22 protein-coding genes are annotated in these 24,646 nt (G+C 71.2%); 9 read left to right on the top strand and 13 right to left on the bottom strand.

The window, feature by feature from the left end; genetic code table 11:
• Nucleotides 1–56: 56 nt before the first annotated feature.
• On the bottom strand, nucleotides 57–1,220 hold the full coding sequence (locus OHB01_RS03625) for a trypsin-like serine peptidase (protein ID WP_147944693.1): 1,164 nt from the start codon (nucleotides 1,218–1,220) through the stop codon (nucleotides 57–59).
• Nucleotides 1,221–1,431: 211 nt separating this feature from the next.
• Between OHB01_RS03625 and OHB01_RS03620 the strand changes: the two genes are divergently transcribed.
• Together OHB01_RS03620 and OHB01_RS03615 are read left to right on the top strand one after the other, a co-directional pair.
• A complete protein-coding gene (locus tag OHB01_RS03620) occupies nucleotides 1,432–1,947 on the top strand; it encodes an SSI family serine proteinase inhibitor (protein WP_147944692.1) in 516 nt (171 codons plus the stop codon).
• 307 nt (nucleotides 1,948–2,254) lie between these two features.
• Nucleotides 2,255–3,217, top strand: a complete 963-nt coding sequence (locus OHB01_RS03615) for a zinc-binding dehydrogenase (protein ID WP_328854926.1) — start codon at nucleotides 2,255–2,257, stop codon at nucleotides 3,215–3,217.
• A gap of 64 nt (nucleotides 3,218–3,281) precedes the next feature.
• Here OHB01_RS03615 and OHB01_RS03610 read toward each other — a convergent pair whose 3' ends face one another.
• The 6 genes from OHB01_RS03610 to OHB01_RS03585 form a co-directional block, all read right to left on the bottom strand.
• Entirely contained in the window at nucleotides 3,282–4,001 is a 720-nt protein-coding gene (locus OHB01_RS03610) for a PadR family transcriptional regulator (protein WP_147944691.1), read from the bottom strand.
• A gap of 64 nt (nucleotides 4,002–4,065) precedes the next feature.
• Complete coding sequence (locus OHB01_RS03605) at nucleotides 4,066–4,887, bottom strand: DUF4097 family beta strand repeat-containing protein (protein ID WP_328709242.1); 822 nt, start codon at nucleotides 4,885–4,887, stop codon at nucleotides 4,066–4,068.
• Between the two features lie 144 nt (nucleotides 4,888–5,031).
• Nucleotides 5,032–5,205, bottom strand: a complete 174-nt coding sequence (locus tag OHB01_RS03600) for a DUF6104 family protein (RefSeq protein WP_167530605.1) — start codon at nucleotides 5,203–5,205, stop codon at nucleotides 5,032–5,034.
• Between the two features lie 93 nt (nucleotides 5,206–5,298).
• Complete coding sequence (locus tag OHB01_RS03595; RefSeq protein WP_142651269.1) at nucleotides 5,299–8,994, bottom strand: multifunctional oxoglutarate decarboxylase/oxoglutarate dehydrogenase thiamine pyrophosphate-binding subunit/dihydrolipoyllysine-residue succinyltransferase subunit; 3,696 nt, start codon at nucleotides 8,992–8,994, stop codon at nucleotides 5,299–5,301.
• 196 nt (nucleotides 8,995–9,190) lie between these two features.
• The gene (locus OHB01_RS03590; RefSeq protein ID WP_142651270.1) at nucleotides 9,191–9,832 is read right to left on the bottom strand and encodes a B3/4 domain-containing protein; all 642 of its coding nucleotides are present in this window, start codon (nucleotides 9,830–9,832) and stop codon (nucleotides 9,191–9,193) included.
• A 10-nt stretch (nucleotides 9,833–9,842) separates the two neighbouring features.
• Entirely contained in the window at nucleotides 9,843–10,418 is a 576-nt protein-coding gene (locus OHB01_RS03585) for a TetR/AcrR family transcriptional regulator (RefSeq protein ID WP_328854925.1), read from the bottom strand.
• A gap of 69 nt (nucleotides 10,419–10,487) precedes the next feature.
• Here OHB01_RS03585 and OHB01_RS03580 point away from each other — a divergent pair, with 69 nt between their 5' ends.
• Together OHB01_RS03580 and OHB01_RS03575 are read left to right on the top strand one after the other, a co-directional pair.
• A complete protein-coding gene (locus OHB01_RS03580; protein ID WP_142651272.1) occupies nucleotides 10,488–11,246 on the top strand; it encodes an SDR family oxidoreductase in 759 nt (252 codons plus the stop codon).
• 46 nt (nucleotides 11,247–11,292) lie between these two features.
• A complete protein-coding gene (locus tag OHB01_RS03575; protein WP_142651273.1) occupies nucleotides 11,293–12,003 on the top strand; it encodes a type 1 glutamine amidotransferase in 711 nt (236 codons plus the stop codon).
• Nucleotides 12,004–12,022: 19 nt separating this feature from the next.
• Here OHB01_RS03575 and OHB01_RS03570 read toward each other — a convergent pair whose 3' ends face one another.
• Together OHB01_RS03570 and OHB01_RS03565 are read right to left on the bottom strand one after the other, a co-directional pair.
• Complete coding sequence (locus OHB01_RS03570) at nucleotides 12,023–12,403, bottom strand: YbaB/EbfC family nucleoid-associated protein (protein ID WP_147944689.1); 381 nt, start codon at nucleotides 12,401–12,403, stop codon at nucleotides 12,023–12,025.
• A gap of 26 nt (nucleotides 12,404–12,429) precedes the next feature.
• Nucleotides 12,430–12,819, bottom strand: coding sequence for a YbaB/EbfC family nucleoid-associated protein (locus tag OHB01_RS03565; protein WP_142651275.1), 390 nt, complete (start codon nucleotides 12,817–12,819; stop codon nucleotides 12,430–12,432).
• A gap of 79 nt (nucleotides 12,820–12,898) precedes the next feature.
• Between OHB01_RS03565 and OHB01_RS03560 the strand changes: the two genes are divergently transcribed.
• Genes OHB01_RS03560 through OHB01_RS03550 form a run of 3 tightly spaced genes read left to right on the top strand, consistent with a single transcriptional unit; the run spans nucleotide 12,899 to nucleotide 14,561 of the window.
• Nucleotides 12,899–13,225, top strand: a complete 327-nt coding sequence (locus tag OHB01_RS03560) for a hypothetical protein (protein WP_142651276.1) — start codon at nucleotides 12,899–12,901, stop codon at nucleotides 13,223–13,225.
• A gap of 13 nt (nucleotides 13,226–13,238) precedes the next feature.
• Complete coding sequence (locus tag OHB01_RS03555; RefSeq protein ID WP_142651277.1) at nucleotides 13,239–14,210, top strand: DUF4258 domain-containing protein; 972 nt, start codon at nucleotides 13,239–13,241, stop codon at nucleotides 14,208–14,210.
• 18 nt (nucleotides 14,211–14,228) lie between these two features.
• Complete coding sequence (locus OHB01_RS03550) at nucleotides 14,229–14,561, top strand: DUF2283 domain-containing protein (protein WP_328854924.1); 333 nt, start codon at nucleotides 14,229–14,231, stop codon at nucleotides 14,559–14,561.
• Between the two features lie 119 nt (nucleotides 14,562–14,680).
• On the opposite strand, the gene OHB01_RS03545 is transcribed toward OHB01_RS03550, so the two are convergent.
• Nucleotides 14,681–17,221 (bottom strand): glycoside hydrolase family 9 protein, encoded by a 2,541-nt coding sequence (locus OHB01_RS03545; protein WP_260617501.1) that lies wholly within the window; start codon nucleotides 17,219–17,221, stop codon nucleotides 14,681–14,683.
• A 196-nt stretch (nucleotides 17,222–17,417) separates the two neighbouring features.
• Between OHB01_RS03545 and OHB01_RS03540 the strand changes: the two genes are divergently transcribed.
• Both OHB01_RS03540 and OHB01_RS03535 read left to right on the top strand, forming a co-directional pair.
• The gene (locus tag OHB01_RS03540) at nucleotides 17,418–18,026 is read left to right on the top strand and encodes an ArsR/SmtB family transcription factor (RefSeq protein WP_142651280.1); all 609 of its coding nucleotides are present in this window, start codon (nucleotides 17,418–17,420) and stop codon (nucleotides 18,024–18,026) included.
• Nucleotides 18,027–18,124: 98 nt separating this feature from the next.
• Nucleotides 18,125–19,189: an MBL fold metallo-hydrolase gene (locus tag OHB01_RS03535; RefSeq protein ID WP_328854923.1), complete on the top strand. Its 1,065-nt coding sequence runs from the start codon at nucleotides 18,125–18,127 to the stop codon at nucleotides 19,187–19,189.
• A 45-nt stretch (nucleotides 19,190–19,234) separates the two neighbouring features.
• On the opposite strand, the gene OHB01_RS03530 is transcribed toward OHB01_RS03535, so the two are convergent.
• From OHB01_RS03530 to OHB01_RS03520, 3 genes are all read right to left on the bottom strand, one after another.
• Nucleotides 19,235–20,791: an FAD-dependent oxidoreductase gene (locus OHB01_RS03530; protein ID WP_147944686.1), complete on the bottom strand. Its 1,557-nt coding sequence runs from the start codon at nucleotides 20,789–20,791 to the stop codon at nucleotides 19,235–19,237.
• Nucleotides 20,792–21,275: 484 nt separating this feature from the next.
• Nucleotides 21,276–24,143, bottom strand: coding sequence for a DUF222 domain-containing protein (locus tag OHB01_RS03525; RefSeq protein WP_328854922.1), 2,868 nt, complete (start codon nucleotides 24,141–24,143; stop codon nucleotides 21,276–21,278).
• The gene (locus tag OHB01_RS03520; RefSeq protein ID WP_328854921.1) at nucleotides 24,122–24,337 is read right to left on the bottom strand and encodes a hypothetical protein; all 216 of its coding nucleotides are present in this window, start codon (nucleotides 24,335–24,337) and stop codon (nucleotides 24,122–24,124) included. The genes OHB01_RS03525 and OHB01_RS03520 overlap by 22 nt, the downstream gene beginning before the upstream one ends.
• Between the last annotated feature and the right edge of the window lie 309 nt (nucleotides 24,338–24,646).

Below are 24,646 nucleotides of genomic sequence, written 5' to 3'. Positions count from 1 at the left end.
GTCGAAGGGAGTGTCCTTGTGTGACGCAGATCACATGGTGACGCGCCTGGAGGGGGTCAGCCCGTGCCCTGCTTGCTCGCCTGGGTGTACACCCGCTGGGTGAGCTGGTTGAAGTAGGGCGTGGAGACGGCGTCGAGGCGTCCGCCGCCGTTGAGGTTCCAGGTCAGGCTGGTGATCCCGGCGAGGTAGCCGGTCCGCGTGGTGGCGTTGTAGCCGATCACCCACGGGCCGCCGCTCGCGCCGGCCGTGAACGGGCAGCCCGCCAGCCGCACCCCGTGCTCAAGCTGCCAGGTCGGGGCGCTGACGAACTTCTTCTCGGTGATGCCGTCGCAGGACTTCACCGTCTGCCCGGTGTACGGGCGGGTGCCGTCGGGATTGGCGCCCGCCGGGTAGCCGAAGACGTACGTCTGCCGTCCGAGCGGCTTGCCGGAGGCGAACCGGAACGCCCCGACCTTGTCCTCCAGCCGGCCCACGTCGACCGAGCGATACTTGAGCCTGCCGCCCTCCACGTACGGCTGCCAGGAGAAGCCCCGGTGCACGGTCACGAAGGCGTAGTCGCGGTCGAAGTCGCCCTGGCCGGCGAAGTCCTCGTGCATGTAGAGCGTGTGGCCGACGAAGATGCCCGAAGGGGCGACGCCGTCGTGGTACCCGGGGATGAAGACCCAGTTCTGCACCGGCTTGTCCTGCGACAGCGCGTACGCGCAGTGCCCGGCCGTGGCGACGAGGTTGCGATGGGCGGAGTGCACCGCGGAGGCGGAGCACCAGAACTCCTTGTCGCCGACCTTGAAGAACACCTTGCCCACCATCGGCGGGGAGGCCACGGGCGGGGGCGCCGCGCCCCGTGGGGTCCTCGTGTGCGTCTTCGCGTCCCCCGGGCCCATCTCCACGGCGGAGGTCGTGCTCCTGGTCGAGGGGGACGGCTTGGTGCTGGGCACGTAGCTGCTGGCCTGCTTGAGCCGCTCGGGGCTCCAATAGGCCGCCACCCGCTGCTTGTCCGCCTGGCTGGGAGCGAGCGGGAAGGCGCTGACCCCGTTCTTGTTGACGCCGGCGTTCCTGTTGACACCGGCGCTCTCGTCGACGCCGGTCACCGCGGAGACCGGGGTCGTGGCCACGCGGGACGCGGCGGTCGCGGGAACGGCGGGCCCCTGGCTCCAGAAAACGGCGACCGCACTCGCGGCGGCGACGACGCCACCGATGGCGAGTGTGAGGTTCCTGGTCACCGTGAGCCTCTCGGGGCGGAGATATGGTCAGTAAGGGGTGATTTTTCCAGATCCATACGGTTGTGGCACAGCTTCTTGTCCACCTCGTTATGAATCGAGCGGAACCGATGTGGTCTGTGGTACGCCACGTTTCCGCTGAGGTCCGGAGTGGACGCTTGCCCTGGAGCTCTCCCGTGAACACGCTGGTCAGCAGCGGAAACGGGGGGATCGCATGAAACCGCTGCTTGTCCTACTGGCCGGTGCGGCGCTGGCCGCCGGCCCCGCTGCGCAGGCCTCTGCCGAGGCCGCCGCGCAGGTTCCTGCTCGGCCGGGTGTCTCCGGCGACGGGGCGACATCGCTCCCGGAGTGGGCGGACACCCTGCCCGCTCCACCGCCGCCCGAAGTCGCCCTGCGGGCGTCCCGGCCGTCGGCCGCCCGGGTGCGGGCGGTGATCCTGACCGTCGCCGAGGGCGAACAGGCGGAGCCGCCGGCGCGGTCGGTGTTCCTGAACTGCTCTCCGGTGGGCGGCTCGCACCCTTCCGCGGAGGAGGCGTGCGCGTGGCTGAACAGGGCGGGCGTCGACCCGAGCGCGTTGCGGGTGAACGCGGCCGCGCCCTGCACGATGATCTACGCACCTGTCACGGTCACCGCCAGCGGCATATGGGACGGGAAGTACTTCCAGTTCCGGCGCACCTTCGGCAACGACTGTGAGCTGAAGTCGGCCGCCGGGGCGCTGTTCGACTTCTGACGATCCCAGTCGACCGCACGCGGCGTACGGGGAACGTAAAAGGTGGGCCGGGGAACCGTGACACGAGAGGGCCCGGCGGGACGTCCCGCCGGGCCCCCTGTCCGACCTTGCCCTGATATGTCAGACGTGAGCCATCACCGGGTCCACCGGTTGGCGGCCGCCTTCTCGGGTGTCCGAGCCGCGGCCTTGACGGTCACGTCGCCCGGAGTGGCCTGTGCCGCCGCGACGGCCGGGGTGATCGTCGCGGTCGCGACGAGCCGTACGAGGGTGTCCGGGCGGGAGGCGGCGGCCGGAGTAATGTTCTGGCATGTTCGCCGTCACCGCCACACAGTTCGATCCGGACGACCCGATCAAGGGCCTGACGCTCGGGGAGCACCCCGAGCCCGTCGTGCCGGAGGGATGGACGACCGTCACGGTCCGGGCCGCCGCGCTCAATCACCACGATCTGTGGACCCTCAAGGGCGTGGGGATCAGCCAGGAGCGGCTGCCGATCGTGCTCGGCTGCGACGCGGCGGGGGTGGACGAGGACGGCAACGAGGTCATCGTCCACTCCGTGATCGGCACGCCGGTCGACGGGGACGAGACCCTCGACCCGGCGCGTTCGCTGCTGTCGGAGAAGTACGACGGGACGTTCGCGGAGAAGGTCGCGGTGCCCCGCCGCAACCTGGTGCCCAAGCCCGCGTCGATCTCCTTCGAGGAGGCCGCCTGCCTGCCCACGGCCTGGCTCACGGCCTTTCGCATGATCTTCGACAAGGCTGAGCTGGAGCCCGGCTCGACCATCCTGGTCCAGGGCGCAGGCGGCGGTGTGGCGACCGCGCTGATCGCGCTCGGCCGGGCCGGCGGCTTCCGCGTCTGGGCGACGAGCCGCTCGCAGGACAAGCGGGAACGGGCCCTCGCGCTCGGCGCCGACCGGGTCTTCGAGACCGGCGCGCGGCTGCCCGAGCGGGTGGACGCCGTCATGGAGACGGTCGGCGAGGCCACCTGGAAGCACTCGCTCAGCTCCCTGCGCCCGGGCGGCCGGATCGTCACCTGCGGCGCGACGAGCGGCATGGTCGCCGCGACGCAGCTCGCGCAGGTCTACTTCCTGCAGAAGTCGATCATCGGATCCACGATGGGGACGCGCGAGCAGCTCGCGCGGCTCGCGGTGTTCCTGGAGCAGACGGGTGTCCGGCCGGTGATCGACCGGGTGCTGCCACTGGCCCGGGCGGAGGAGGGCTTCACGGCCATGCACCGCGGCGAGGTCTTCGGCAAGGTGGTCTTCACGCTCTGACGCGCGTGGCCGGGGCGCGGAGGGCGCGTCCCGGCCCGGAAGGCTTCGGCCGGGTACGCGTCGCTCAGGGGTGCAGTGCCCGGCGGATGCGCTCGGCGGCCTCGTCGAGGGCGGCCCGGCACTCGGCGAGGGCCTGTTCGCCGGGCACGCCCCCGCCGGAGGAGCGGTGGACGTCGGCGACGAAGTCGGCCAGCATCCGGCTGAGCGCGGCGTCGTGGTCGCCCTGGCGGCCGCCGCCGAATCCCCAGGACTCCTCCCAGATCCGCCGCCACTCCTGCTGCCAGCGCTCGCTCTCCTCCTTCCACTGGCGCTTGTGGCGACGCCACTCCTCCTTGGCGTGGTCGCGCTGCCGCCGCCACTCCTCCTTCTGCTCACGCCGCAGGTCGCGGTTGTCGTGGCCGATGTCCCTGGCCATCTGGGTGAGCTCCTCGCGCAGGGACCGCACGGTCTGCCGCACGTCCTCCTTCACCTCGCGCGCGATGTCCTGGACCGAGGCGGTGATCTCCTGCTCCAGGTCGGCCAGCTCGTCCATCCGGTCGTTGATCTCGGCCCGCCCCTTGTCGGTGAGGGTGAAGACCTTCTTGCCGTCCACGACCTCGTGGGTGACCAGGCCCTCGTCCTCCAGCCTGGCCAGCCGGGGATAGATCGTGCCGGGGGAGGGGGAGTAGACGCCGAGGAAACGGTCCTGCAGCAGCCGGATGATCTCGTAACCGTGCCGCGGGCTCTCCTCCAGCAGCTTCAGCAGGTACAGCCGCAGCCGGCCGTGCCCGAACACGGGACTCATGACGTCTCCTCGCTCTCGGCCCCGAGCGGCAGCCGCCCGGTGCGGTGCCGCCTCGTTCGCTCGCTCACGCTCTCTCCTCTTCTCGCCTGCCGGCGGGCTGGCCGCTGAGCAGGGTGACGGCGCCGGACACCGTGATGGCCGAGAGGGACGCCATACCGCCGCCCAGCCGGCCGCTGAGCGAACGGGTGCCCGGGGCCGAGGCGACGTGCAACTCGGGGAAGGCCGACTCGATCCTGCCGGAGGTCGAGCGGACGGACACGTCGGCGTCCACGTCGTGCGGGAGCCGTACGACGATCGAGCCCGACATGCTGTTCGCGGTGACGTGACCGGTGGGCTCCAGTTCGAGGTCGGCGGTGACGCGGCCCGACACGGTGTTCGCGCGCAGCCGCCGCGGCCGGCCCGCGGCGACGGTGAGGTCGCCGGAGACGCTGGAGAAGGACAGGTCGCCGGTCAGGCCCCGGCTCTCCACCGAGCCCGAGACCGTCTCGGCGTGCACCTCGCCGCTGACGCCGTCGAGGACGATGTCGCCCGACACGGACTTCACCCCGGTGTTCCCCTCCATGCCCGTCACGACGGCGGAGGCGGAGACGACCCCGGCCCGCACGGGGCACGTCCTCGGCACGGTCAGCGTCAGCGTCGTGCTGCGCGGGCCCGGGCGTAACAACCCGAGGACGCCGTCCCACGTCAGGTCCTTGTACGCGACGGTCAGGCGGCCGTCATCGTCGTGCGTCACCACCAGGGGCGCGCCGTCCACCTCCGTCACGTCGAGGGCCGGCGGGCCGTCACTGGCCAGCACCGCCAGCCGACCGGCCATGATGCGCACGTTGAGCGCGGTGACCGCGCCGAACGTGAGCCGTCCGGGAGAGTCGATCGTCCATTGGGGCATCGCTCAGGCCCTTCCACGCGAAGTCCTGCGTCCGCACGGGTCGGCTTCCGCGCAGACGAACCATCCACAAACACGATATATCGCGTTTGTGCAAAGTCAAGATGTATCGCGTTTCCGTGGCCAGCCGGTCTTGGTGGCCTCCTGTCAGTCGTCCTCGTCCAGGCGTGCGAGCCAGGTGGCCAGGCGCTCCACGGGCACCTCGAACTCGGGGTTGAGGTCCACGAACTCGCGCAGCCGCTCCGCGAGCCAGCCGACGCTGACCTCCTCCTCGCCGCGACGCTCGACGAGCTCCTCGATCCCCCTGTCGGTGAAGTACATGCCTCGCTCCAGTGAGCTCCAGTGAATGGTCTGATCATGGAGAGAGGTCCCCCACGGGCGTGGGGGACCTCCTCAGTGGTACGGGATCCTCGCTCAGCCGAAGATCTCGTCCAGGATGCCGTGCAGTTCCTCGTCGTGCTTGGCGTGCGAGCCGACGGCCGGCGAGGAGTTCGGCGTACGCGAGACCCGGCGGAAGGTGCGGCCCCCGAGCAGGTCGGGCTTCTCCACGATCTTCAGGCTGAGGTAGGGCCACGGACCCATGTTGACGGGCTCGTCCTGCGCCCAGAGCAGCTCCGCGTCCGCGCTGTAGCGGGCCAGCTCGGCCTTGAGCGGGTTCTCCGGGAACGGGTAGAGGCGCTCCAGGCGGACCAGCGCCACGTCGTTCCTGCCCGACTTCTCGCGCCGCGCGAGCAGGTCGTAGTAGATCCTGCCCGAGCAGACCACGATCTTGCGGACCGCCGACGGGTCCACCGTCGAGTCGCCGATGACCGGTCGGAAGGCGCCGGAGGTGAACTCCGAGGTGGCCGAGGCCGCCGCCTTGAGCCGCAGCAGCGACTTGGGCGTGAACACGATCAGGGGCTTACGCCGCTCCGACAGCACCTGCCAGCGCAGCAGGTGGAAGTAGTTCGCCGGGGTGCTCGGCTGCGCCACCGTCATGTTGTCCTGCGCGCACAGCTGCAGGTAGCGCTCGATGCGGGCGGAGGAGTGGTCCGGGCCCTGACCCTCGTAGCCGTGCGGCAGCAGCAGCACGACCGAGGAGCGCTGACCCCACTTCTGCTCACCCGACGAGATGAACTCGTCGATGATCGACTGGGCGCCGTTGGCGAAGTCGCCGAACTGCGCCTCCCAGGCGACCAGGGCGTCCGGGCGGACCACGCTGTAGCCGTACTCGAAGCCCATCGCGGCGAACTCGCTGAGCAGCGAGTCGTACACGTAGAACTTCGTGGTGCCGTGGTTGAACGTCTTGAGCGGGGTGTGCTCCTCGCCGGTGACGCGGTCGACCAGCACGGCGTGACGCTGGCCGAAGGTGCCGCGGCGGGAGTCCTGACCGACCAGGCGGACCGGGTGGTCGTCGATGAGCAGCGAGCCGAACGCGAGCAGCTCACCGGTCGCCCAGTCGATCGCGTCCTCGGCGACCATCGTGCCGCGGCGCTGGATGACCGGGGCGAGACGCGGGTGGACGGTGAAGCCCTCGGGCAGGTTGAGCTGGGTGTCGATGACCCGCTTGACGACCTCCTCCGAGATCGCCGTCTTGGTGTCCTCGTGCGACCACGGGATCAGCTCGTCGGGCTCGGGGACCCGGACGGCACCGGGCGCCGGTGGATGCTTGACGGCCTCGCGGGTCTCGGTGAAGGCCCGCTCAAGCTGCTCCTGGTAGTCGCGCAGGGCCTGCTCGGCCTCCTCGACCGTGATGTCCCCGCGGCCGATGAGGGCCTCGGTGTACAGCTTGCGGGTCGAGCGCTTGGCGTCGATGAGGTCGTACATCAGCGGCTGCGTGAACGCCGGGTTGTCGCCCTCGTTGTGACCACGCCGCCGGTAGCAGACCATGTCGATGACGACGTCCTTGCGGAACGTCTGGCGGTACTCGTACGCGAGCCGGCCGACCCGCACGACCGCCTCGGGGTCGTCGCCGTTCACGTGGAAGATCGGCGCCTGGATCATGCGCGCGACGTCGGTGGCGTACACGCTCGACCGCGAGGACGCGGGGGAGGTGGTGAAGCCGACCTGGTTGTTGACCACGATGTGGACGGTGCCGCCGGTGCGGTAGCCGCGCAGCTGGGACAGGTGCAGGGTCTCGGCGACCACGCCCTGGCCGGCGAACGCCGCGTCGCCGTGGACGAGCACGGGCAGGACGGTGAAGCCCTCCTCGCCGCGCTCCAGCAGGTCCTGCTTGGCCCGGACCACGCCTTCGAGGACGGGGTCGACCGCCTCCAGGTGCGAGGGGTTCGCCACCACGGACGTGCTGATCGTGTTGCCCTCGGGCGTCGTGAAGTCGCCGCTCGCGCCGAGGTGGTACTTCACGTCGCCGGAGCCGTGCGCGCTGCGGGGGTCGATGTTGCCCTCGAACTCGCCGAAGATCTGGGCGTACGACTTGCCCACGATGTTGGCGAGCACGTTGAGCCGGCCGCGGTGGGCCATGCCGATGACGACCTCGTCAAGGTGCTCGGCCGCCGCGTAGCTGATCACCGAGTCGAGCAGCGGGATCAGCGACTCGCCGCCCTCGAGCGAGAACCGCTTCTGGCCGACGTACTTGGTCTGCAGGAAGGTCTCGAACGCCTCGGCGGTGTTGAGCCTGCGCAGGATGTTGAGCTGCTCCTCGCGGCTGGGCTTGGAATGCGGCCGCTCCACCCGCGCCTGGATCCAGGCCCGCTCCTCGGGGTTCTGGATGTGCATGTACTCGATGCCGATCGTGCGGCAGTACGAGTCGCGCAGCACGCCGAGGATGTCGCGCAGCTTCATCAGCGGCTTGCCGCCGAAGCCGCCCGTCGGGAACTCGCGCTCCAGGTCCCACAGCGTCAGGCCGTGCGACTGGATGTCGAGGTCCGGGTGCTTGCGCTGGCGATACTCCAGCGGGTCGGTGTCGGCCATGAGGTGGCCGCGGACCCGGTAGGCGTGGATGAGCTCCAGCACGCGCGCGGACTTGGCGACGTCGTCGTCGTGGGTGGCCGAGATGTCCTGGACCCAGCGCACCGGCTCGTAGGGGATGCGCAGCGACTGGAAGATCTCGTCGTAGAAGCCGTCGGCGCCGAGCAGGAGCTGGTGGATGCGGCGCAGGAAGTCGCCCGACTGGGCGCCCTGGATGATCCGGTGGTCGTAGGTGGACGTGAGCGTCATCACCTTGCTGATCGCGAGGCGGGACAGCGTCTCCGCCGAGGCGCCCTGGTATTCGGCGGGGTATTCCATCGCGCCGACGCCGATGATCGTGCCCTGGCCGGGCATCAGGCGCGGCACCGAGTGGACCGTGCCGATGGTGCCGGGGTTGGTCAGGGAGATCGTCGTGCCCTGGAAGTCCTCCACACCGAGCTTGCCCGCGCGGGCCTTGCGCACGATCTCCTCGTACGCCACCCAGAACTGGCGGAAGTCCATGGTCTCGGCCTGCTTGATCGAGGGCACCAGGAGCTGACGGGTGCCGTCGCTCTTCTGGACGTCGATCGCGAGGCCGAGCCCGACGTGCTCGGGCTTGACGAGGACCGGCTTGCCGTCCACCTCGGCGTACGAGTAGTTCATCTCAGGCATCGACTTGAGCGCCTGGACGATCGCGTAGCCGATGACGTGGGTGAAGGAGATCTTGCCGCCACGGCCGCGGGACAGGTGGTTGTTGATGACGATGCGGTTGTCGATCAGGAGCTTGGCGGGGACCGCGCGGACGCTCGTGGCCGTGGGGACGACCAGCGACGCCTCCATGTTGGCGGCGGTGCGCGCGGCGGCGCCGCGCAGCTTCTCCTCGACCGCGCCGGCGGGGGCCGGCTGCTTGGCGGGGGCCTGCTCCTTTGCGGGGGCCTTGGCCGCCGGCTTCGCCTGCGGCTTGGGCTGCGGAGGCGCCGTCTGCGGAGCCGGGCTCACCGGAGCGGGAGCCTCGGGCGCTGCCGTCGCCGTCGCGCCGTTCGCGACGGCGGCGGACTTGGACGGAGCGGGCTTGGCCGTCCCGTTGTAGTCAGCGAAGAAGTGCCACCAGGCCTGATCAACAGACTCTGGATCTTCGAGATACTTCTGGTACAACTCGTCGACAAGCCACTCATTTTGTCCAAAGCTTGCCAGCGGGTTTGACCGCGACGACTCAGACGACACGGCGGAAATCGCCCTCTTCCGCAGATCGGCGTTGATGTTTGGTGAACCTGTCCAAGGCTACTCGCCTCACACACCGACGTGCGCCCCGGCGGGTCGTAGGTCCCGGCCCATCCTCCCAGGATCGATAAAACAGGTCACGCGCGGATAGCCCGTCTGGGTGGTGAGGTGTCCCTTACCCCCTGGTCACAGCGGCTGGTCAGCCGATGAGCCGCGACTTGATCTGGATATCGGGAGCTATATCGGTCAGCATACCGGCAAGGTCGTCGGCCGCGGCGTGCAGCGCCTCGAGGGAGAGCGGTTCGAGGCGTTCCAGCAGGAAGAGCGCGTCCACCGTCTCCTCGGTGATCCTCGTCCTGACACACTGCCGCCAGTTCCAGCGCCGGCAGGTGACGCCCGCGTCGTCGCGCCACACCACCTCGCCGATCTCCGGGTCGCCCAGCACCTCTTCCGAGGGCTCGTCGCCCGCGGCCCGCACCAGCCGGGCCGTGCCCTGGTAGCGGCTCAGGTCCTCGCCGCCGATCGGGAGGCCGTGCCGTACGGACACGCTGTTGTAGGCGTCCACCACGAGGTTGATCTCGGGTAGCGGCATCCGGCGGACCAGCGCGTCGACCGAGGGCCGGGTGCGCTGCGGCTTGGCGCCGAAGGCGCGGTAGGCCGTCCGCCAGGCCTCGATCCTCTCGTCGGTGAGCGGCACGGCGTGGGCCGCCGCGTCGGCGAGCCAGGCCCGCGACCGGTCGTCGGAGGGCCCGTTGCGCAGGCCGTACGCGCAGACCACCAGGACGGCGAAGTCCGGACGTAGCGCCGTGACGGCGTCGTCCACCCAGATGTCGTCGATCACGCCCGACAGCCTACGGCCACGCCCGCATGGCGAGCGTCGCCACCGCGTCGAGGTCGCCACGGCTCGCGCCGTCCCTGGCCTGGGTGGACATGCCCTGGATGACGGCGGCGAAGAACGTCGCGAGCGCGGGGGCGTCGGTCTCCGGGGGGAGGAGGCCGGCCTCGACGTCCCGCTCGATCCGGCGGCGGATCGCCGCCTTGCTCGCCTCGCGGTGCGCCCGCAGCTCCTCGACCACGCCGGGGTCGCTCGTGTTCACTCCCGCCGAGATGATCATGCAGCCGGGTGGGTGGGCCTGGTCGGTGTAGACCTCTGCCGCCTCGCGCAACAGGCGCTCGACGGCGGCCCGCGCGGTCGGCTCCCCCGCCAGGGCATGCGAGGCGAACGCGCCGTGGGTCTCCTGGTAACGGCGCACGGCCTCGCCGAACAGCCGGCGTTTGTCCCCGAAGGCGGCGTAGAGGCTCGGCGGGTTGATCCCCATCACCGCGGTCAGGCCGGCGACCGAGGTCGCCTCGTAACCATGCCGCCAGAACTCCTCCAGCGCCCGCTCCAGCGCGACGTCCCGGTCGAACGCCCTCGTCCTGCCCATGCGCCGATTTTATAGCGATCGCTACAGGTCGTGTTATTTTGTAGCGGTCGCTAAAGAAAGGGGACGGGCATGGGCACGCTCGACGGCAGGACGGCGCTGGTCACGGGCGCGAGCAGGGGAATCGGACGCGGGATCGCCGAACGGCTGGCGGCCGACGGGGCGCTGGTGGCGGTGAACTACGCCAGGGACGAGGCGGCGGCCAAGGACACGGTGGCGGCGATCGAGGCCCGAGGCGGCCGGGCCTTCGCGGTCAGGGCCGAGCTGGGCGCGCCGGGCGACGTGGACGAGCTGTTCGCCGGGCTGGACCGGGAGCTGGGGCCGCGGGCGCCGATCGACATCCTCGTCAACAACACGGGGATCACCGTGCGGGGAACGATCGAGGAGGTGACGCCGGAGCTCTATGACCGGGCGTTCGCCGTCAACACGCGGGCGGCCTTCTTCGTCACCCGGCGGGCGCTGCCGCGCATCCCCGACGGCGGGCGGATCGTGACCGTCACCTCGGGAGTGACCAGGATCGCGTTCCCCGAGGCGATCGCGTACGCGATGACCAAGGGCGCGCTGGAGACCTTCACACTGGCGCTGGCCAAGCACCTCGGGCCGCGAGGGATCACCGTCAACAATGTGGCGCCGGGGATCGTCGACACCGACACCAACGCGGACTGGCTGCGCGGCGACGAAGCGGCCTGGGCGGCGTCGGCCGGCCGGGCGGCGCTGGGCCGCGTCGGCACACCGCGCGACATGGCCGACGTGGTCGCGTTCCTCGCCTCCGGAGACGCCCGCTGGGTCACCGGCACCACGGTCGACGCCACCGGCGGCAGCGACCTGTGAGCCCGCCGCCCGGGGGCAGGAGGCCGGGCGAGTAGAGTCCGGGCTCATGCCGGAAACGCCGCGTGTGCTCGCCGTACAGAACGGGGCGAAGGGGGGTCCCGGGCGGTTCGGGAAATGGCTGGAGGCCGCCGGGGTCGCCGTCGACGTGGTCACCGCCTTCGACGGCTCCGCCCTGCCGTCACGGCTGGAGCACGACGGCCTGCTCGTGCTCGGCGGCGGCTACATGCCGGACGACGACGACACGGCGCCCTGGCTGCCGGCCACCCGCGCCCTCGTCGAGCAGGCCCTCGCCCGGTCGGTGCCCTACTTCGGCATCTGCCTGGGCGGGCAGATGCTGGCCTCGGTCGGCGGCGGGAAGGTCCAGGCGGACGCCGGGGCGCCCGAGCACGGCAGCACCTCCATCGCCATGAGGGCCGAGGCGGCGGACGACGTGGTGTTCGGCGGGCTGCCCCAGGTCGTCCCGGCGATCGAGAACCACATCGACGCCGTCACGGCCCTGCCGCCGGGCGCGGTCTGGCTCGCCGAGACGGAACGCTGCCCCTACCAGGCGTTCCGGCTGGGCGAGCGTGCCTGGGGCGTGCAGTTCCACCCCGAGGCCGGGCCCGAGCGCATCCGGCTGTGGGACGCCGAGCACACCCGCAGGCGGGGGCTGGACATCGACGAGCTGTACGCCGCCGCCGTGACCGACGACCCGCTCGCGCGGGCCGCCTGGGGCGAGGTCGCCTCCCGCTTCGCCGCCGTGGTCGAGCGGGGCTGAGCGGATCGTCTCCGGGGCGTCAGTCCCAGGGGACGTCGAGCAGCCGTTCGAACTGGGCGGCGGCCTCGTCGGGGTCGAACCCGGGCAGGCCGTCGCGGATCAGCTCCCGGGTCCGGCGCGCGGCGTCGAGCCGCGCCCGGGAGACGGCGGCGCGGACCTCCTCCGCCAGCGTCCGGCTGTCCAGGCGCATAGCGCGCGGCCCGAACGTCACGTCCAGCACCATGCCCTCCGCCGACACGGTGGCCGTCACCTGGCCGGAGGCCGCCTCGCCCGTGCCGGTGATCTCTTCGAGGTCGGCCCGGGCCCGCTCTGCCCAGGCGTGGACGCGCTCCGCCTGCTCCTCGGCCCGGGCGAGATCCTCCTCGCGGATGTCGGCCGGGTTCATGCGAGAGCCGTACACGGCGCCTCCAGTCGGGTCGTGAAGGGTCACAGCAGGTCGCGGGCGATCCGCTCCACACGGTCGCGGACGAAGCCGTCGTCCAGGGGCGCGGGGACGTCCGCGGTCTCCGCGAGGGCGGCATCCATGATCTGCCTGGTCCTGGCCTCGGCGTCCCACTGGGCCGCGCGCAGCACGGCCGTCACCTGCCGGCCGAGCGCCTCGCGGTCGAGTCGCAGGACGCGGGGGTCGAAGTGCAGCTCCACGATGTCGCCCCGGCCGTCGGCCACCGCTCTCATCGTGCGGTCGGGGTTTTCCGCCCGACCCGTCACGTCGCGGACCAGGGCCCGCGCGTCCTGCAGCCGTCGCATCATCGCCCGGCCCTCCAGCAACACGCGCTCCAGCAGCTCGGCGTCGCCGTCGGGGGAGGGGGTCGTCATGAAAAAAGGTTATCGAATGGTAGATCGGTGTTTACTGGGATCTGTACGCGACGGGAAGTGGGGGAGTTGAGCCTGCGGCATGGAGTCGGGACTGGAGATCATCCACGACCGGATGAGGCAGGACGCCTCCCGGATGCGGGTGCACGGTGAGGACTACGCCGCCGCGCTGCGCCGGCTCAGGGAACGCGGGCTCGGGGGCGCGGCCTGGCAGGACGACGGCCTGCTCGGCATGCTGACCGGGCCGTACGCCGAGTGCACGCTTCTGGGGGTGGAGGCGCTGACCGGTCTGTCCGCGGCGATGGCCGACACCGGCGACGGGCTGGGCAGGGTGAGCGCCCGCGTCGGCGAGGCCGAGGACGCGAGCCTGACGCGGTCCCGCGACCTGTACGGCGAGCAGTGGGCGTGACGGGGGCCCCGCGATGGGTGTGACGGTTCCTCCGCAGGTGGACGTGATGCTGAGCATGCTCGGCATGCCCTGGCCGAACGTCGACGAGGACGAGATCCGCAAGGACGCAGACGCCTGGCGGACCGTGCTCGCGGGCACCGACCGGTCCGGTGCGGCGGCGAACGCCACGATCGCGGGGACGGGTGAGGTCTATCGCGGCAGGTCGGCGAACGCGCTGGCCGGCTACTGGAACGAGACGGGCGGCGAGGGCGGGCACCTGAGCCGGGCGGCCGCCGCCGCGCGGCTGGCCCCTGCCGTGCTCGACAACACCGCCTGGCTGACGACCGGCGTGAAGGTCGCGGTGGCCTCGACCGCCGTCTACACGACCGTACGGGTGGCCAGGGCGTACCTGTCCGGTGGCCCGCTCGGCGCGGCACTGGCCGCGGCGGAGATGTTCCGCTCCCGCGCCGCCATCGGGAAGATCCAGCGGGAGGGCGCCGAGGGCGCCGGACGGGTGCTGGCCCCCGCGCTCGACCGCCGGGTCACCGAGCAGTTCCGCCGGATCCTCGAAGGCCTGCGCCGCCCGGGCGGAGGAGGGCCGGTCCCCGCGTTCGCCGGCGCGGGTCACCGCATCCCGGCCCGGGGGACGGTGGGTCCCCGCGCGGCGGCCGGCCGGTCCCCGCAGGACGGCCTGGCGCTCATGGGGCGCAGCAACAAGAACGCCAGGAGCGGCGGCAACGGGCGCCGCGGCGGGGGCGGACGCCGTAGCGGTGGCGGGGGTGGCGCCAGTGCCAGGGACGACGGCCGGACCTCCCACAGCGAGCAGCGCCAGAGCCAGCGTGGTTTCAGCGACGACATGATCGACGACGTCAAGGCGAACGGCCGGAGGAGCCGTGGCCACGAACCCGGCACCTCCGTCTATGAGACGGACAAGCTGAAGGTCGTCGTGAACGACAAGACCGATAACGTGATCACTGTCATCCGCAAGAAGAAAAGAAGGAACTAGTGGGCGGGGGAGTCTGACGTGCGAATCGAGCACGACAGGGAGAACAACGTCGCCTACATCTACCTGGTCGACGAGATCGGTGAGGGAGAGGCGGTCACCCAGATCGAGGTCGAGGACGACGACCTGCGCGGGGAGATCGTGCTGGACCTGGACCGGGAGGGGCGGCTGCTGGGCATCGAGGTGCTCGGCGCGTCGCGCGTCCTGCGGCCGGAGGTCCTCGCCCTGGCCGACGACGATGCCGGCGATGATGCCGGCGACCAGGCAGGCGAAGGAGACGGCGGGGACGACGGCGGGGACGGGGGCGGGCCGGGCGGTTCCAGCCTGCCGCCCTACGAGCCGCACCTGCGCTGAATTCTCTTTGTGCTGAGTTCTTTTGCGCTGAGTTCTTTTGTGATGGGCCTGCCGACGACGTGGAACCGGCCGCCGCCTCTGCTGAGGCGGCGGCCGGGGTCTTCAGAGGCGGCGGGCCGTCAGGCGGAGCAGGCGGCGCCGTTCAGCGTGAACAGGTCGGGCGTGGGGTTGGCCTCCGGCGCGGCCTTGCCGTTGAAACCGAAGGTGATCGACTGGCCCGGGTTGATGGTCTTGTTGTACGACTCGTTCGAGGCGGTCACCGTCGCCGCCTTCTGGGAGAACTTGGCGTTCCAGCCGATGTCGATCGTCTGACCGCCCAGGAACGACCACTTCAGCGACCAGCCCTCGATCGCCTTCGTGCCGGTGTTCTTGATCGTGAGCTGGGTGGTGAAGCCCGTCGGCCACGAGCCGTGCGTGGTGTAGGTGACCTTGCACCCGGCCGGGGCCTTGACCGCGCCGTCGCCCTGATCGGCGATGAACGCCGAGATCCACGACAGCGGCGCGTTCCAGTTGATCGTCAGCTCGTTGGTCGCCCAGGAGCCGATGTCGTCGATGTAGCAGAACTGCGCCACGCAGCCCGTGAGCTTCGCCTGGGCCACCGGGTCCTGGATGGCGGAGTTGGGGCCGCCCGCGAGCGTGCCGCGCGGCGGGTTCGGCAGCGAGGTGTCCAGGGAGTGGGCGTACCACCTGGTGTGCTGGTTCTTCGACGCCACCTCGCCGTAACCGGTCACGTACGACTGGTTGAGCGCGTTGCGGCCGAAGATGTAGTCGATGCCCTCCAGCACGCCGTCGCGGTACTTCACGTCGCCGGTGAGGTCATAGGCCGTGGCGATGACCACCAGGTTGTTGACGACGATGCTGTTCGATCCCCAGTCGTAGTTCGTCGTGTCGTACGGCAGGCCGTACGGGTGGGCCTTCAGTATGGCGAGGTACTTGTCCGCGCCGGCCACCACGGAGGCGCGCACCTCGTCGCGGCCGGGCAGATCGTTGGGCACGGTCGCCAGGTCGAGGCGGCCGAGCGCGGCGACGTTGCCCCAGTCCATGGCGCCCGTCTTCCAGATGTCGGCCGTGTGGAGCGGCGAGGCGAGGACGTAGTCCTTGTACTCCTTCTCACCGGTGGTGATGTAGAGCTCGGCGGCCGCCCAGTAGAACTCGTCGCTGACGTTCGCGTCGTCGTAGGTGCCGCCGCCGACGCCGTCGGAGGGGGAGGCGAGCAGGTTCGGGTGCGCCTTGGCCGCCGTCCACGCCTTCTTCGCCGCCGTGAGGTTCTTCGCGGCGAACTCGGCGTCGTACGGCGCGAAGATCCGCGCCGCCTGGGCGGCCGTCGCGGCGAGGTTGAGCGTGGCGGCCGTGGAGACCGGGTGCAGCTCCCGCTTCTGCGCGTCCAGGTGCGGCAGCAGCGGCAGGCCGGTCCAGTTCTCGTCGTGGATCTTGTGGTGGACCATGCCGTCGGGCCGCTGCATCTTCAGCAGGAACTCCTGCTCCCAGCGGGCCTCGTCGAGCACGTCGGGGACGTCGTCGCCGCTCTCGGGGATGTTCAGGCTGCCGATCGGCTTGGCGGTCGCGGCGTTCTTGGTCCGCTCGAACTCGCTCATGAGCTGCGCGACCGAGATGCCGCCGTTGACGACGTACTTGCCGTGGTCGCCCGCGTCATACCAGCCGCCGGACACGTCGAGCGAGTAGTCGCAGACCCCCGGCTGGCAGGGGACGTTCGTGTCGCCCTGGTTGGGGGCGACGCCCACGTGCCCGGCGGGACGGCCGTAGCCGGGACGCAGGGCGTCGTCGATCGCGATCCCGCTGCGCTGGGTGTAGTAGAACTTCAACGCGTCGAGCTTGAGGTCGGCGTACGCGTCGGGCTTGATGTCGAACGGCCGGCTGGTCTCGCCGTCGGCGGTCAGCGTGTAGCCGGTCCCGGCCTTCGTGTACGTGCTGAAGTCGATCGTGTGGACGTTCTGCCCGGAGCTGGAGTCGACGCCGCGCGGGGTGGTCGTGCCGTGCGCGACCACGGTGCCGGCGGAGTTCTTGAGCTGCCAGGGCAGCGCCTCGGTGGCGTCGGTGACCACGGTGGCGTTCTTGGGGCCCTTGGGCAGGTAGGCCACCTGGTTCACGCGGACCCGGGGGCCGGTGTCGGGCGTGTAGACCTCTGGCGGCGCCCCGCCCTTGAGGGAGACGTTGTCAACGCAGAACCGCCATGCCGTCGCGCTGCCGCCGAGCTGGAAGACGACCTGCGCGTTGGGCAGGTCGACCGGCGAGGTGAACGTGTAGCTGTAGGTGTTGCCCGAGACGCTCAGCTCGGGAGCGGCCGACACATACTGCGTGTAGGGGTCGGTCGGGAGCTGGACGTACGCCCTGGCGACCTTCCCGGGGTCCGCGGTGGCGAAGAAACTGAACGCGTAGGTCTCGTCCTTCACCAGCGGGATGTCGTTGACGCCGATGATCGCGTCCCAGGGGTTGATCGTGCCCGCGGGGACGTCGGAGCAGAGACGGCCGTCGGTCAGCTCGAAGTCGAGGTTCGCCGTGTGCCACCACGGGTCTGTGGTGGTGTCGAACGTGCCGTTGGGGATCTGTTCCGGGCCCTCCTCCGCCGTGGCGGGAGGTGCGCCTGTCAGGCAGGCCGTGGCCAGCGCCGCCACGGCGAGAATGCCGATTCGTCTGAGCACTGTGGTCCTCGGGGAGAGTGGGAGCGCTCCCAAAGTCGGAAGCGACTCGCATGCTTCCTTCGGCTTTCCGCGGGCGTCAACGATGCGGGCGGTGGGACGCGCCTGACCGGCCATTGCGAGGGGGTGTGACTGAAACTTACATTTCCGCAAAGGGCTTTTTGCAAAGATTCCTTTGCGAAGAGTAGCGTCGGCCGGCATGGACCACGAGGTCTTCCATGTCGACGATCCCCGTGCGCTGAAGGCCGTCGCCCACCCGTTGCGGGTGCGGCTGCTGGGGGAACTGCGTACGAACGGCCCGGCGACCGCGACCGAGCTGGCCGGGCGCCTCGGCGAGAGCTCCGGCGCGACCAGCTATCACCTGCGCCAGCTCGCCAGGTATGGCTTCGTGGAGGCCGATCCCGACCGGCGCGACCGGCGTGAGCGCCGATGGCGGGCGATCCACCGCTTCACCTCATGGAGCGACGTGGAGACGGCCGCGACGGCTGCGACGCCCGCGACGCCTGCGACGGCTTCGCCGGCCGAGGGCAGGGAGGCCGCGGCGGTCCTGCGGTGGCGTCAGCTCGAAAAGCTCACTGCCGACGTCGAGAGCTTCGAGCGCGAGCGCGACCTGTGGAGCGAGGCGTGGGTCGAGGCCGCCGGGATGTCCGACCTGGTCGTACGGCTGTCGCCGGCGACGGTGGCGTCCCTCTACGAACGGGTGTCGGCCATGCTCCTCGAGGCCGCCGAGCGGGATCGGGACGACCCGGACGCGCGTCCGGTCGCGGTGTTGCTGGCGGCCCATCCGCGCCGGGACCCGGCGGCCTGACATCAACCGGCCCCGCCCCCTGAAGGCACCCCCTGTAGAACGAAATTCGGTTACACGGCACAATCAAGCGTCAGGGCTGCGAAAGGGGCGGGGAGCCGATGAGCAAGGTGATCGTGACCGCGGCGAACGAGGCGCAGCGCGCGGCGTGGCTGGGCGGGAGCCTGCCCGAGGTCGAGCGGGTGCGGCCGGGGCTGTGGTCGATTCCCGTCCCGATCCCCATCAACCCGCTGCGCTACGTCCTCGTCTACGCCCTGGAGGTCCCGGACGGGGTCGTGATCATCGACGCCGGATGGAACACCGAGGAGGCGTACGGCGCGCTCGTCGCGGGGCTCGCCACGGCCGGATATGAGATCACGGACGTGAAGGCCGTGCTGGTCACCCACATCCATCCGGACCACTACGGCCTGGCCGGGCGGATCCGGGAGGCGTCCGGCGCCTGGATCGGGCTCCACCCGGCCGACGCCCGCATCGTGCACGACCGCTATGACGAATCGGCGATCGACTCGCTCGTGCAGCGGGAGCGGTCCCTGCTGGTCAGGTGCGGAGTTCCGGACATGACGGCGCAGGAGCTCGCCGGGGCGTCGGTCATGCTGCGGCAGTTCGTCACGATGGCGACGCCCGACCGGCTCATCGAGGACGGCGACCGGCTCGACCTGCCGGGCTGGGACCTGCGGGCGATGTGGACCCCCGGCCACTCGCCCGGTCACCTGTGCTTCGTGGAGCCGGAGCGCAGGCTGCTGTTCTCCGGCGACCACGTGCTCGCCCGGATCACGTCGATGGTCGCCGTGCATCCCCAGTCGGCGGCCAACCCGCTCGCCGACTATCTCGACGCGCTGCGGGCGGTGGGCAAGCTCGATGTCGAGGAGGTGCTGCCCGCCCACGAATACCGCTTCCTTGAGCTGGCCAAGCGGGTGGACTACGTGATCGGGCACCACGAGGAGCGGCTGGCGGAGGTGCAGCGCGTCGTGGCCGACTGCGACGGCTCCACCTGCTGGGACATCGCCACCCGGCTCACCTGGTCGCGCGGCTGGGAGGAGATCCCCGCGCACATGCGGCGGGCGGCCAACAACGAGACGCTCGCCCACCTGGTGTGGCTGGAGCAGCGGGACATGGTCACCCGAGTGCCGGGCGAGCCCGACCTCTGGTACGCGCCGTCCGCCTGACCGGGCCGCTCGCGGCCATACCGGCCGCCGGGGGACCGCCGCTCATCACGATGCCGTGTTTCCGGCGGAGACCACGTCGTTTCCGGCGGAGACCGCGTCCTGCCGGGGGAGTGCGGCCGCGGTGACGTTCAGGTGGGTTTCGAGGTAGGCGTCGACGACGTCCAGATCGGCGGTCACGGCGGCGACGTAGCCGTCGGGGCGCACCAGGACCCACTCCCCGGAGACGAGTCCGTAACCGTCGCGCACGTGGTGGCCGGTGTCCGCGATGTCGCCGCGTTCGCCGATGGTGTGCACGTGCACGCCGCGCCGGGCGGCGGGGGCGTCGCCCGCGGGCACGTCGTAGCCGATCAGTGTCCAGTGGGTGCCCCGGAAGAGCGAGAACAGGCGTGTGGGCAGGCCTCCGGCACCGGTGACGGGCGCGTCGGGGGCGCGGTGGCCGGCGAGCACGCCCGCGCTTCGCAGGGGGTCGGTGAGAGTGAGCGGCGAGCCGGGGTAGCCGAGGTCGAGCTGGGAGACGTCCCGCTTGCGGTTGATGTCGCCCTGCTTGGCCGCGTCGAGCAGCCGTGTCGACAGGCCGAGCACCGCCTCCGCGACCGGGCGGCGCTCCTTCTCGTACGACGCCAGCAGCCGCTCCGGGGCGCCGTCGAGTACGGCGGCGAGCTTCCAGCCCAGGTTGTAGGCGTCCTGCACGCTGGTGTTGAGCCCCTGCCCGCCGGTCGGCGGGTGGACGTGCGCCGCGTCTCCGGTCAGGAACACCCGTCCGGCCTGGTAGGTCCCCGCCAGGCGGGCGTTCATCTCGTACGCCGAGGCCCACGGGACCGAGCGGATCACCACGTCGTCGCGGCCGGTGCGCTCGCGCACCAGCTCGGTCAGGCCGTGCGCGGACAGGTCGACGTCCACGTCGAAGGGGATCGGCGCCTGGAGCTGGAACATCTCGGTGCCGTAGAGCGGGCACAGCATGAGCTGGTCGTCTGCTCCCCGCCCCCAGCGGTGCCACGCGTCGAACGAGAGCCCTTCGACGACCACATCGGCCACCAGGGCGCGCACCCCGAGAGTGGCGCCGTCGAAGGCCACTCCCAGGGCCTTGCGTACGAAGCTCGACCCACCGTCGGCGCCCACCAGATAGCGGGCGCGCACGGTGCGCGTACCGGCCGGAGTGAGGATGCGGGCGTTCACGCCGTCGTCGTCCTGGTCGAAGCCGACCAGCTCGTGGTCGTAGTGCGGGGCGTGGCCGAGCTCGGCCAGCCGCTCGCGCAGCCTGCGCTCGGTGAGGAACTGCGGGACCAGCAGCGCCATCCGATAGGGCTCGTACGGAGTCGGGCCGGTCATGTCGGTCATCGCCCTGTCGATCGGGCCGTCGGCGGTGTAGAGGCGCTGGGGCGGATATTCGCCGCCGGAGGCGACGATCTTGTCGATCACACCGAGGTCCTCGAACACCTCCTGGGTACGCGGCTGGATGCCCTTGCCACGTGACCCCGCGAACGGGCGGGCGGCCTTGTCGATCAGCAGGAAGCTCACGCCCCGGCGGGCCAGGTCGATCGCGAGGGTCTCCCCGGCCGCCCCGGCTCCGCTGATGATCACCTCGACGTCGGTGTCGGTCATGTCCGGCTCCTCTTTCGCATGCCTCGGGACGGCTCGGCCGTCCACTGAAATTATGTGTAAAACGCACACATCGTAGGCATGTCTGCGATCACTCGTCAATCGTGAGTCGGCAAAGTAGGCTGTAACCAGCATCTATTGAAGGGTGGGTCGGTCAGAGAGTTGCATGCATGTTGCACTGGATTCTGGGACACTTGCGCCCTTGGGCGGCCCCCGTGAGACCCGCGTCGCGGCGGCCCAGAGCGGTCAGATTCGCGCGTCGGAACGGCGGGCCACGGCCCGCGAGGCGGTGACCAGAGCCGTCAAGAGCGTCAAGACCTGCCTGGGGGAGCTCGACGTCTGTCCGCGAGTCAGCCTGGGCCTGCCCTGTGCGTTGCCCTCTGTGCCTCTCGCCTCACTCGCGCAGCCGCTGGGCCTGTCTGTGCGTCGCTCGGGCCTGCCTGTGCGTCGCTCGGTGCCGCGTCGCGCTCCCTGTGTGCCCCGCGTCTTACTCGTGTAGTCGTCGGGTTCTTCCGAGGCGGTGGTAGGTGAAGGCCCAGCGGTCTTCGCCTACGTTGCGGCGGGTGTAGCGGTCGGGGTGCTGGTAGCGGTCGCGGTTGTGGAACTGGCAGGCCGGTCCCAGCAGCTTCAGGTCCGTGAGGCCGCCGGTGCTCCAGTTGTCGGCGTGGTCGATCTGGCACATGGTCGCCGGGAGCGGGCAGCCGTCGATCCAGCAGGTGTCATAGCGGGCGTAGATGGCCCGGCGTTGGGCGGGGGTGGCCAGACGGACTTTGCGGCCCATGTCGAGGACTTGCCCGTCGGCGTTCATGACGATCCGGACCAGGGTTGAGGTGCGGGCGAGGCGGTGCACGCTGGAGAGGGGCAGCACCTGCCCGGTCGCGAGCAACAACCCCGGCGCGGTCCCCGGTGCCATCCCCAACGCCCCTCCCAGAGACGCCCCCAGCAGCGTGCTTGCCGACGCTCCCAGCGCCGACCCCAGCGACGCCCCGGGCAGCGTGCCCGCCGACGCTCCCAGCGACGCACCCAAGAATGCCCCGGGCATCGTGCCTGCCGACGCACCTGGCGCTGCTCCGGGTGACGCCCCGGGAGCTGCTCCCGGTGACGCACTCTGCGACGCTGCTTGCGCCGTCCCCGGCGTCCCACGCCCGGCTCCCGGTGTCCCCGACGTTCCCGTTGCCCCGGTCGCGCAGCAGCAGCGCGCCTCGCCGTCGCACCGGCACATGCTGTGGCCATGCCGGCAGTCCCCCGCAGGCCGAGGCCCGGCGTGGGTGTGACGTGCGGAGACATCCTCGGGAGGAGGATCCGGCCGCGTCGCCTCCGAGGGCGCTGCCTGCGAGGGCGCTGCCTGCGATGGCGGCGCGTCCGAAGCCGTCGCGCCCGAAGGCGCTGTGTTCGAAGGTGCTGTGTTCGAAGGCGCTGTGTGCCAATGCCCGCCGCCGTGGGCAGGCCATGCTGGCGTGCCCCGCCGGGCGTGGGTTGCTCCGGACCGGGCCGCGCCGCGATCGCTGCCATCGCCCTTGGCGGGCGCGGTCTCGTCGCTCTCGGCAGAGCTGGTGTTCGCGGTGTCGTCGTCCTCGGCGGAGTCGGCGTTCATGGTGTGGTCGCCCTCGGCGCAAGCGGTGCGTGCGGTGCTGCGCAGCTCACACTCGCCGGGCCGCCGCTCACCGGTCCCGCGCCCGCCGACTCCACAGCCGCAAGACTCCTCATCGCTATGTCCGGGCGCGGCATCGCGGGAGCCACGGGCAGAGGCAGAGGCGGGATCGGTGGCGGTGGCGGAGGCGGCGGCGAGGTCGGTCTCGGCCATGCCCACACCACTGGCGTCGGCCTCCGCGATATCGCAGGCGTCGGCGGCGGCTCCATCGCTTGGGCTGCCGGTGCTCGCGGCCTTGGCGGGCGCAGGGGCGGCGGTGTTTTCGGCGCTCTCCGCACCGGCATCTGCCCCGGCCTCGCCAGGAGCACGGTCGCCGGTGCCGTCGGCAGCGGGGTGGTCGGTGCCGCCCGCAGCACCCGGGTCGCCCATCACGCCGGAGGCGGCGCCCTCGGCCCCGGTGGGGTCGTCGGCGCTTTCGGCGTCGCTGTCGCAGTCGCCGGTGGCAACGGCCTCGCTCGGGGCCTCGGAGCTTCCCGTGGCGTCGGGGGTGTAGTCGCTGGTGACGTCGGCCTCGGGAGTGTCGAAGCCGTCGGGGCCGTCCGCGCCGCTCGGGTGACCGGGGCCGCTCATCGCGTCGGAGGCGTTGTCGGCGGCCTCGACAGGCGCAGGGGCTACGGTGTCGGCGGCGCTCTCGGTGCAGGCGTCAGCGGCTCCGTCGGCATCGGCATTGCTCCCCGCACCGGCACCTGCCTCGGCCTCGGCCGCGTCGAGGTCGTCGGACTCGCCGGGAGCAAAGTCGCCTGTGTGCTCCCGGCCTTCCTCGAAGCCCTCGGCGTCCCGCGCGTCCTCGACATGGTCGGCGGGGTCGTCGGTGGCCGGGTCGGCGGGGTCTTGGGTGGCTGGGTCGGTGTCTTCGGTGGCCGGGGCAGCGGGGTCTTGGGTGGCCGGGTCGGCGGGGTATGGGTTGTCGTCGGTGGGGTCGGTGGGGTCGGTGGGGTCGGTGGGGTCGGTGGGGTCGGTGGGGTCGGTGGGGTCGGTGTTGTCGGGGTCGGTGGGGAGGGATTCGGCGCTGACCACGACGAGGAGCTCGGCGGCGATCTTCTGCTCCAGCAGCGCGATCAGCGCGTCCGCCTGACGTACCGTCAGCGGGCGGTCATCCCCCTGTGCCCTCAGCTTGGCGTACGCCTGCAACAAGGCCATCAACCGGGCGCCGGCCTCACGCGGCAGGTAGAACTCTCCTTCCACGCCGCCGCCCTTACTGGTGCGGACCCGCAGGAACCGCCTCCCGTAATCGGCCCGCTCATCCCGCTCTTCCCCATCGGGGTCCAGCACCGCCCGCAGGTGGCGGCCAGCTTTGGCGACCTCCGCCGCCCCCGCTTTGCGGGCCAGGTCCACCAGGATCGGCTCGGCCAGGCCGGCCTGCTCGTCCGATAGTCCGGCGACAGCGGCGCAGATGGCCTCCACCACCCCCGCCGCCAGCTCACCCGCAGCGAACTTCTCCCGCACCTTAGGGAGGCGCGGCAGTTCCGCCCCCAACGTGAGCAGGCGGCCCGCACCGCCCACCGTCATCCCCCCACTGGTGCGTAGCCAGCAGCGGGTGGAGGCATGCCCATGCTGCTTGGCCTGACCTGCTCGGTGGACCCGCCCCACCCGGTCGGCCAGGGCGCTGGTGATCCGATCCCGGGCGAACAGCAACTCCTCCGCCTCGGCCAGGCACACATCCACGTCATCGGGAAGCGGGGTCAGCGCCAGCTCTTGGGCCACCTCACGAACCGACCCCACCACCACCCACGACGACCGCACACGACCCCGACCACGACCACGACCACGCCCACCCACACCGCCGGAAGCACCCGCACCCGCACCCGAGCCGCCCGCGCGAGCGCCATCCGCGCTAGCGCCAGAGCCAGAGCCGGCCGCGCCAGTGCCATCCGCGCTAGCGCCAGAGCCAGAGCCATTCGCACCGGCGGGAGCCGCGTCCTCGGCAGTCTCACGGGCGGCATTCGCGCCAGCGCCGTTCGCGCCACCCACATTCGCACCGGCGAATGCCGCACTGTCGGCGGCCCCGCGCGCGGCGTGCGCGCGAGTGCCATCCGCGCCAGCGGCGTCCGCACCGGCGGCAGCCGCACGATCGGCAGCCCCACGGGCGGCACCCGCGTCAGATCCCGCGCTGTCGGCGGTCCAACGCGCGGCGTTCGCGTCAGCGCCGTCCGTGCCAGCACCGCTCACGCCAGCGGCATTCGTACCGGTGGCCGCCCCACTCGTGG

Origin of the sequence: Microbispora hainanensis (assembly GCF_036186745.1) — a bacterium.
Classification (GTDB): domain Bacteria; phylum Actinomycetota; class Actinomycetes; order Streptosporangiales; family Streptosporangiaceae; genus Microbispora.
This window is presented reverse-complemented; position numbering and strand designations above follow the sequence as displayed.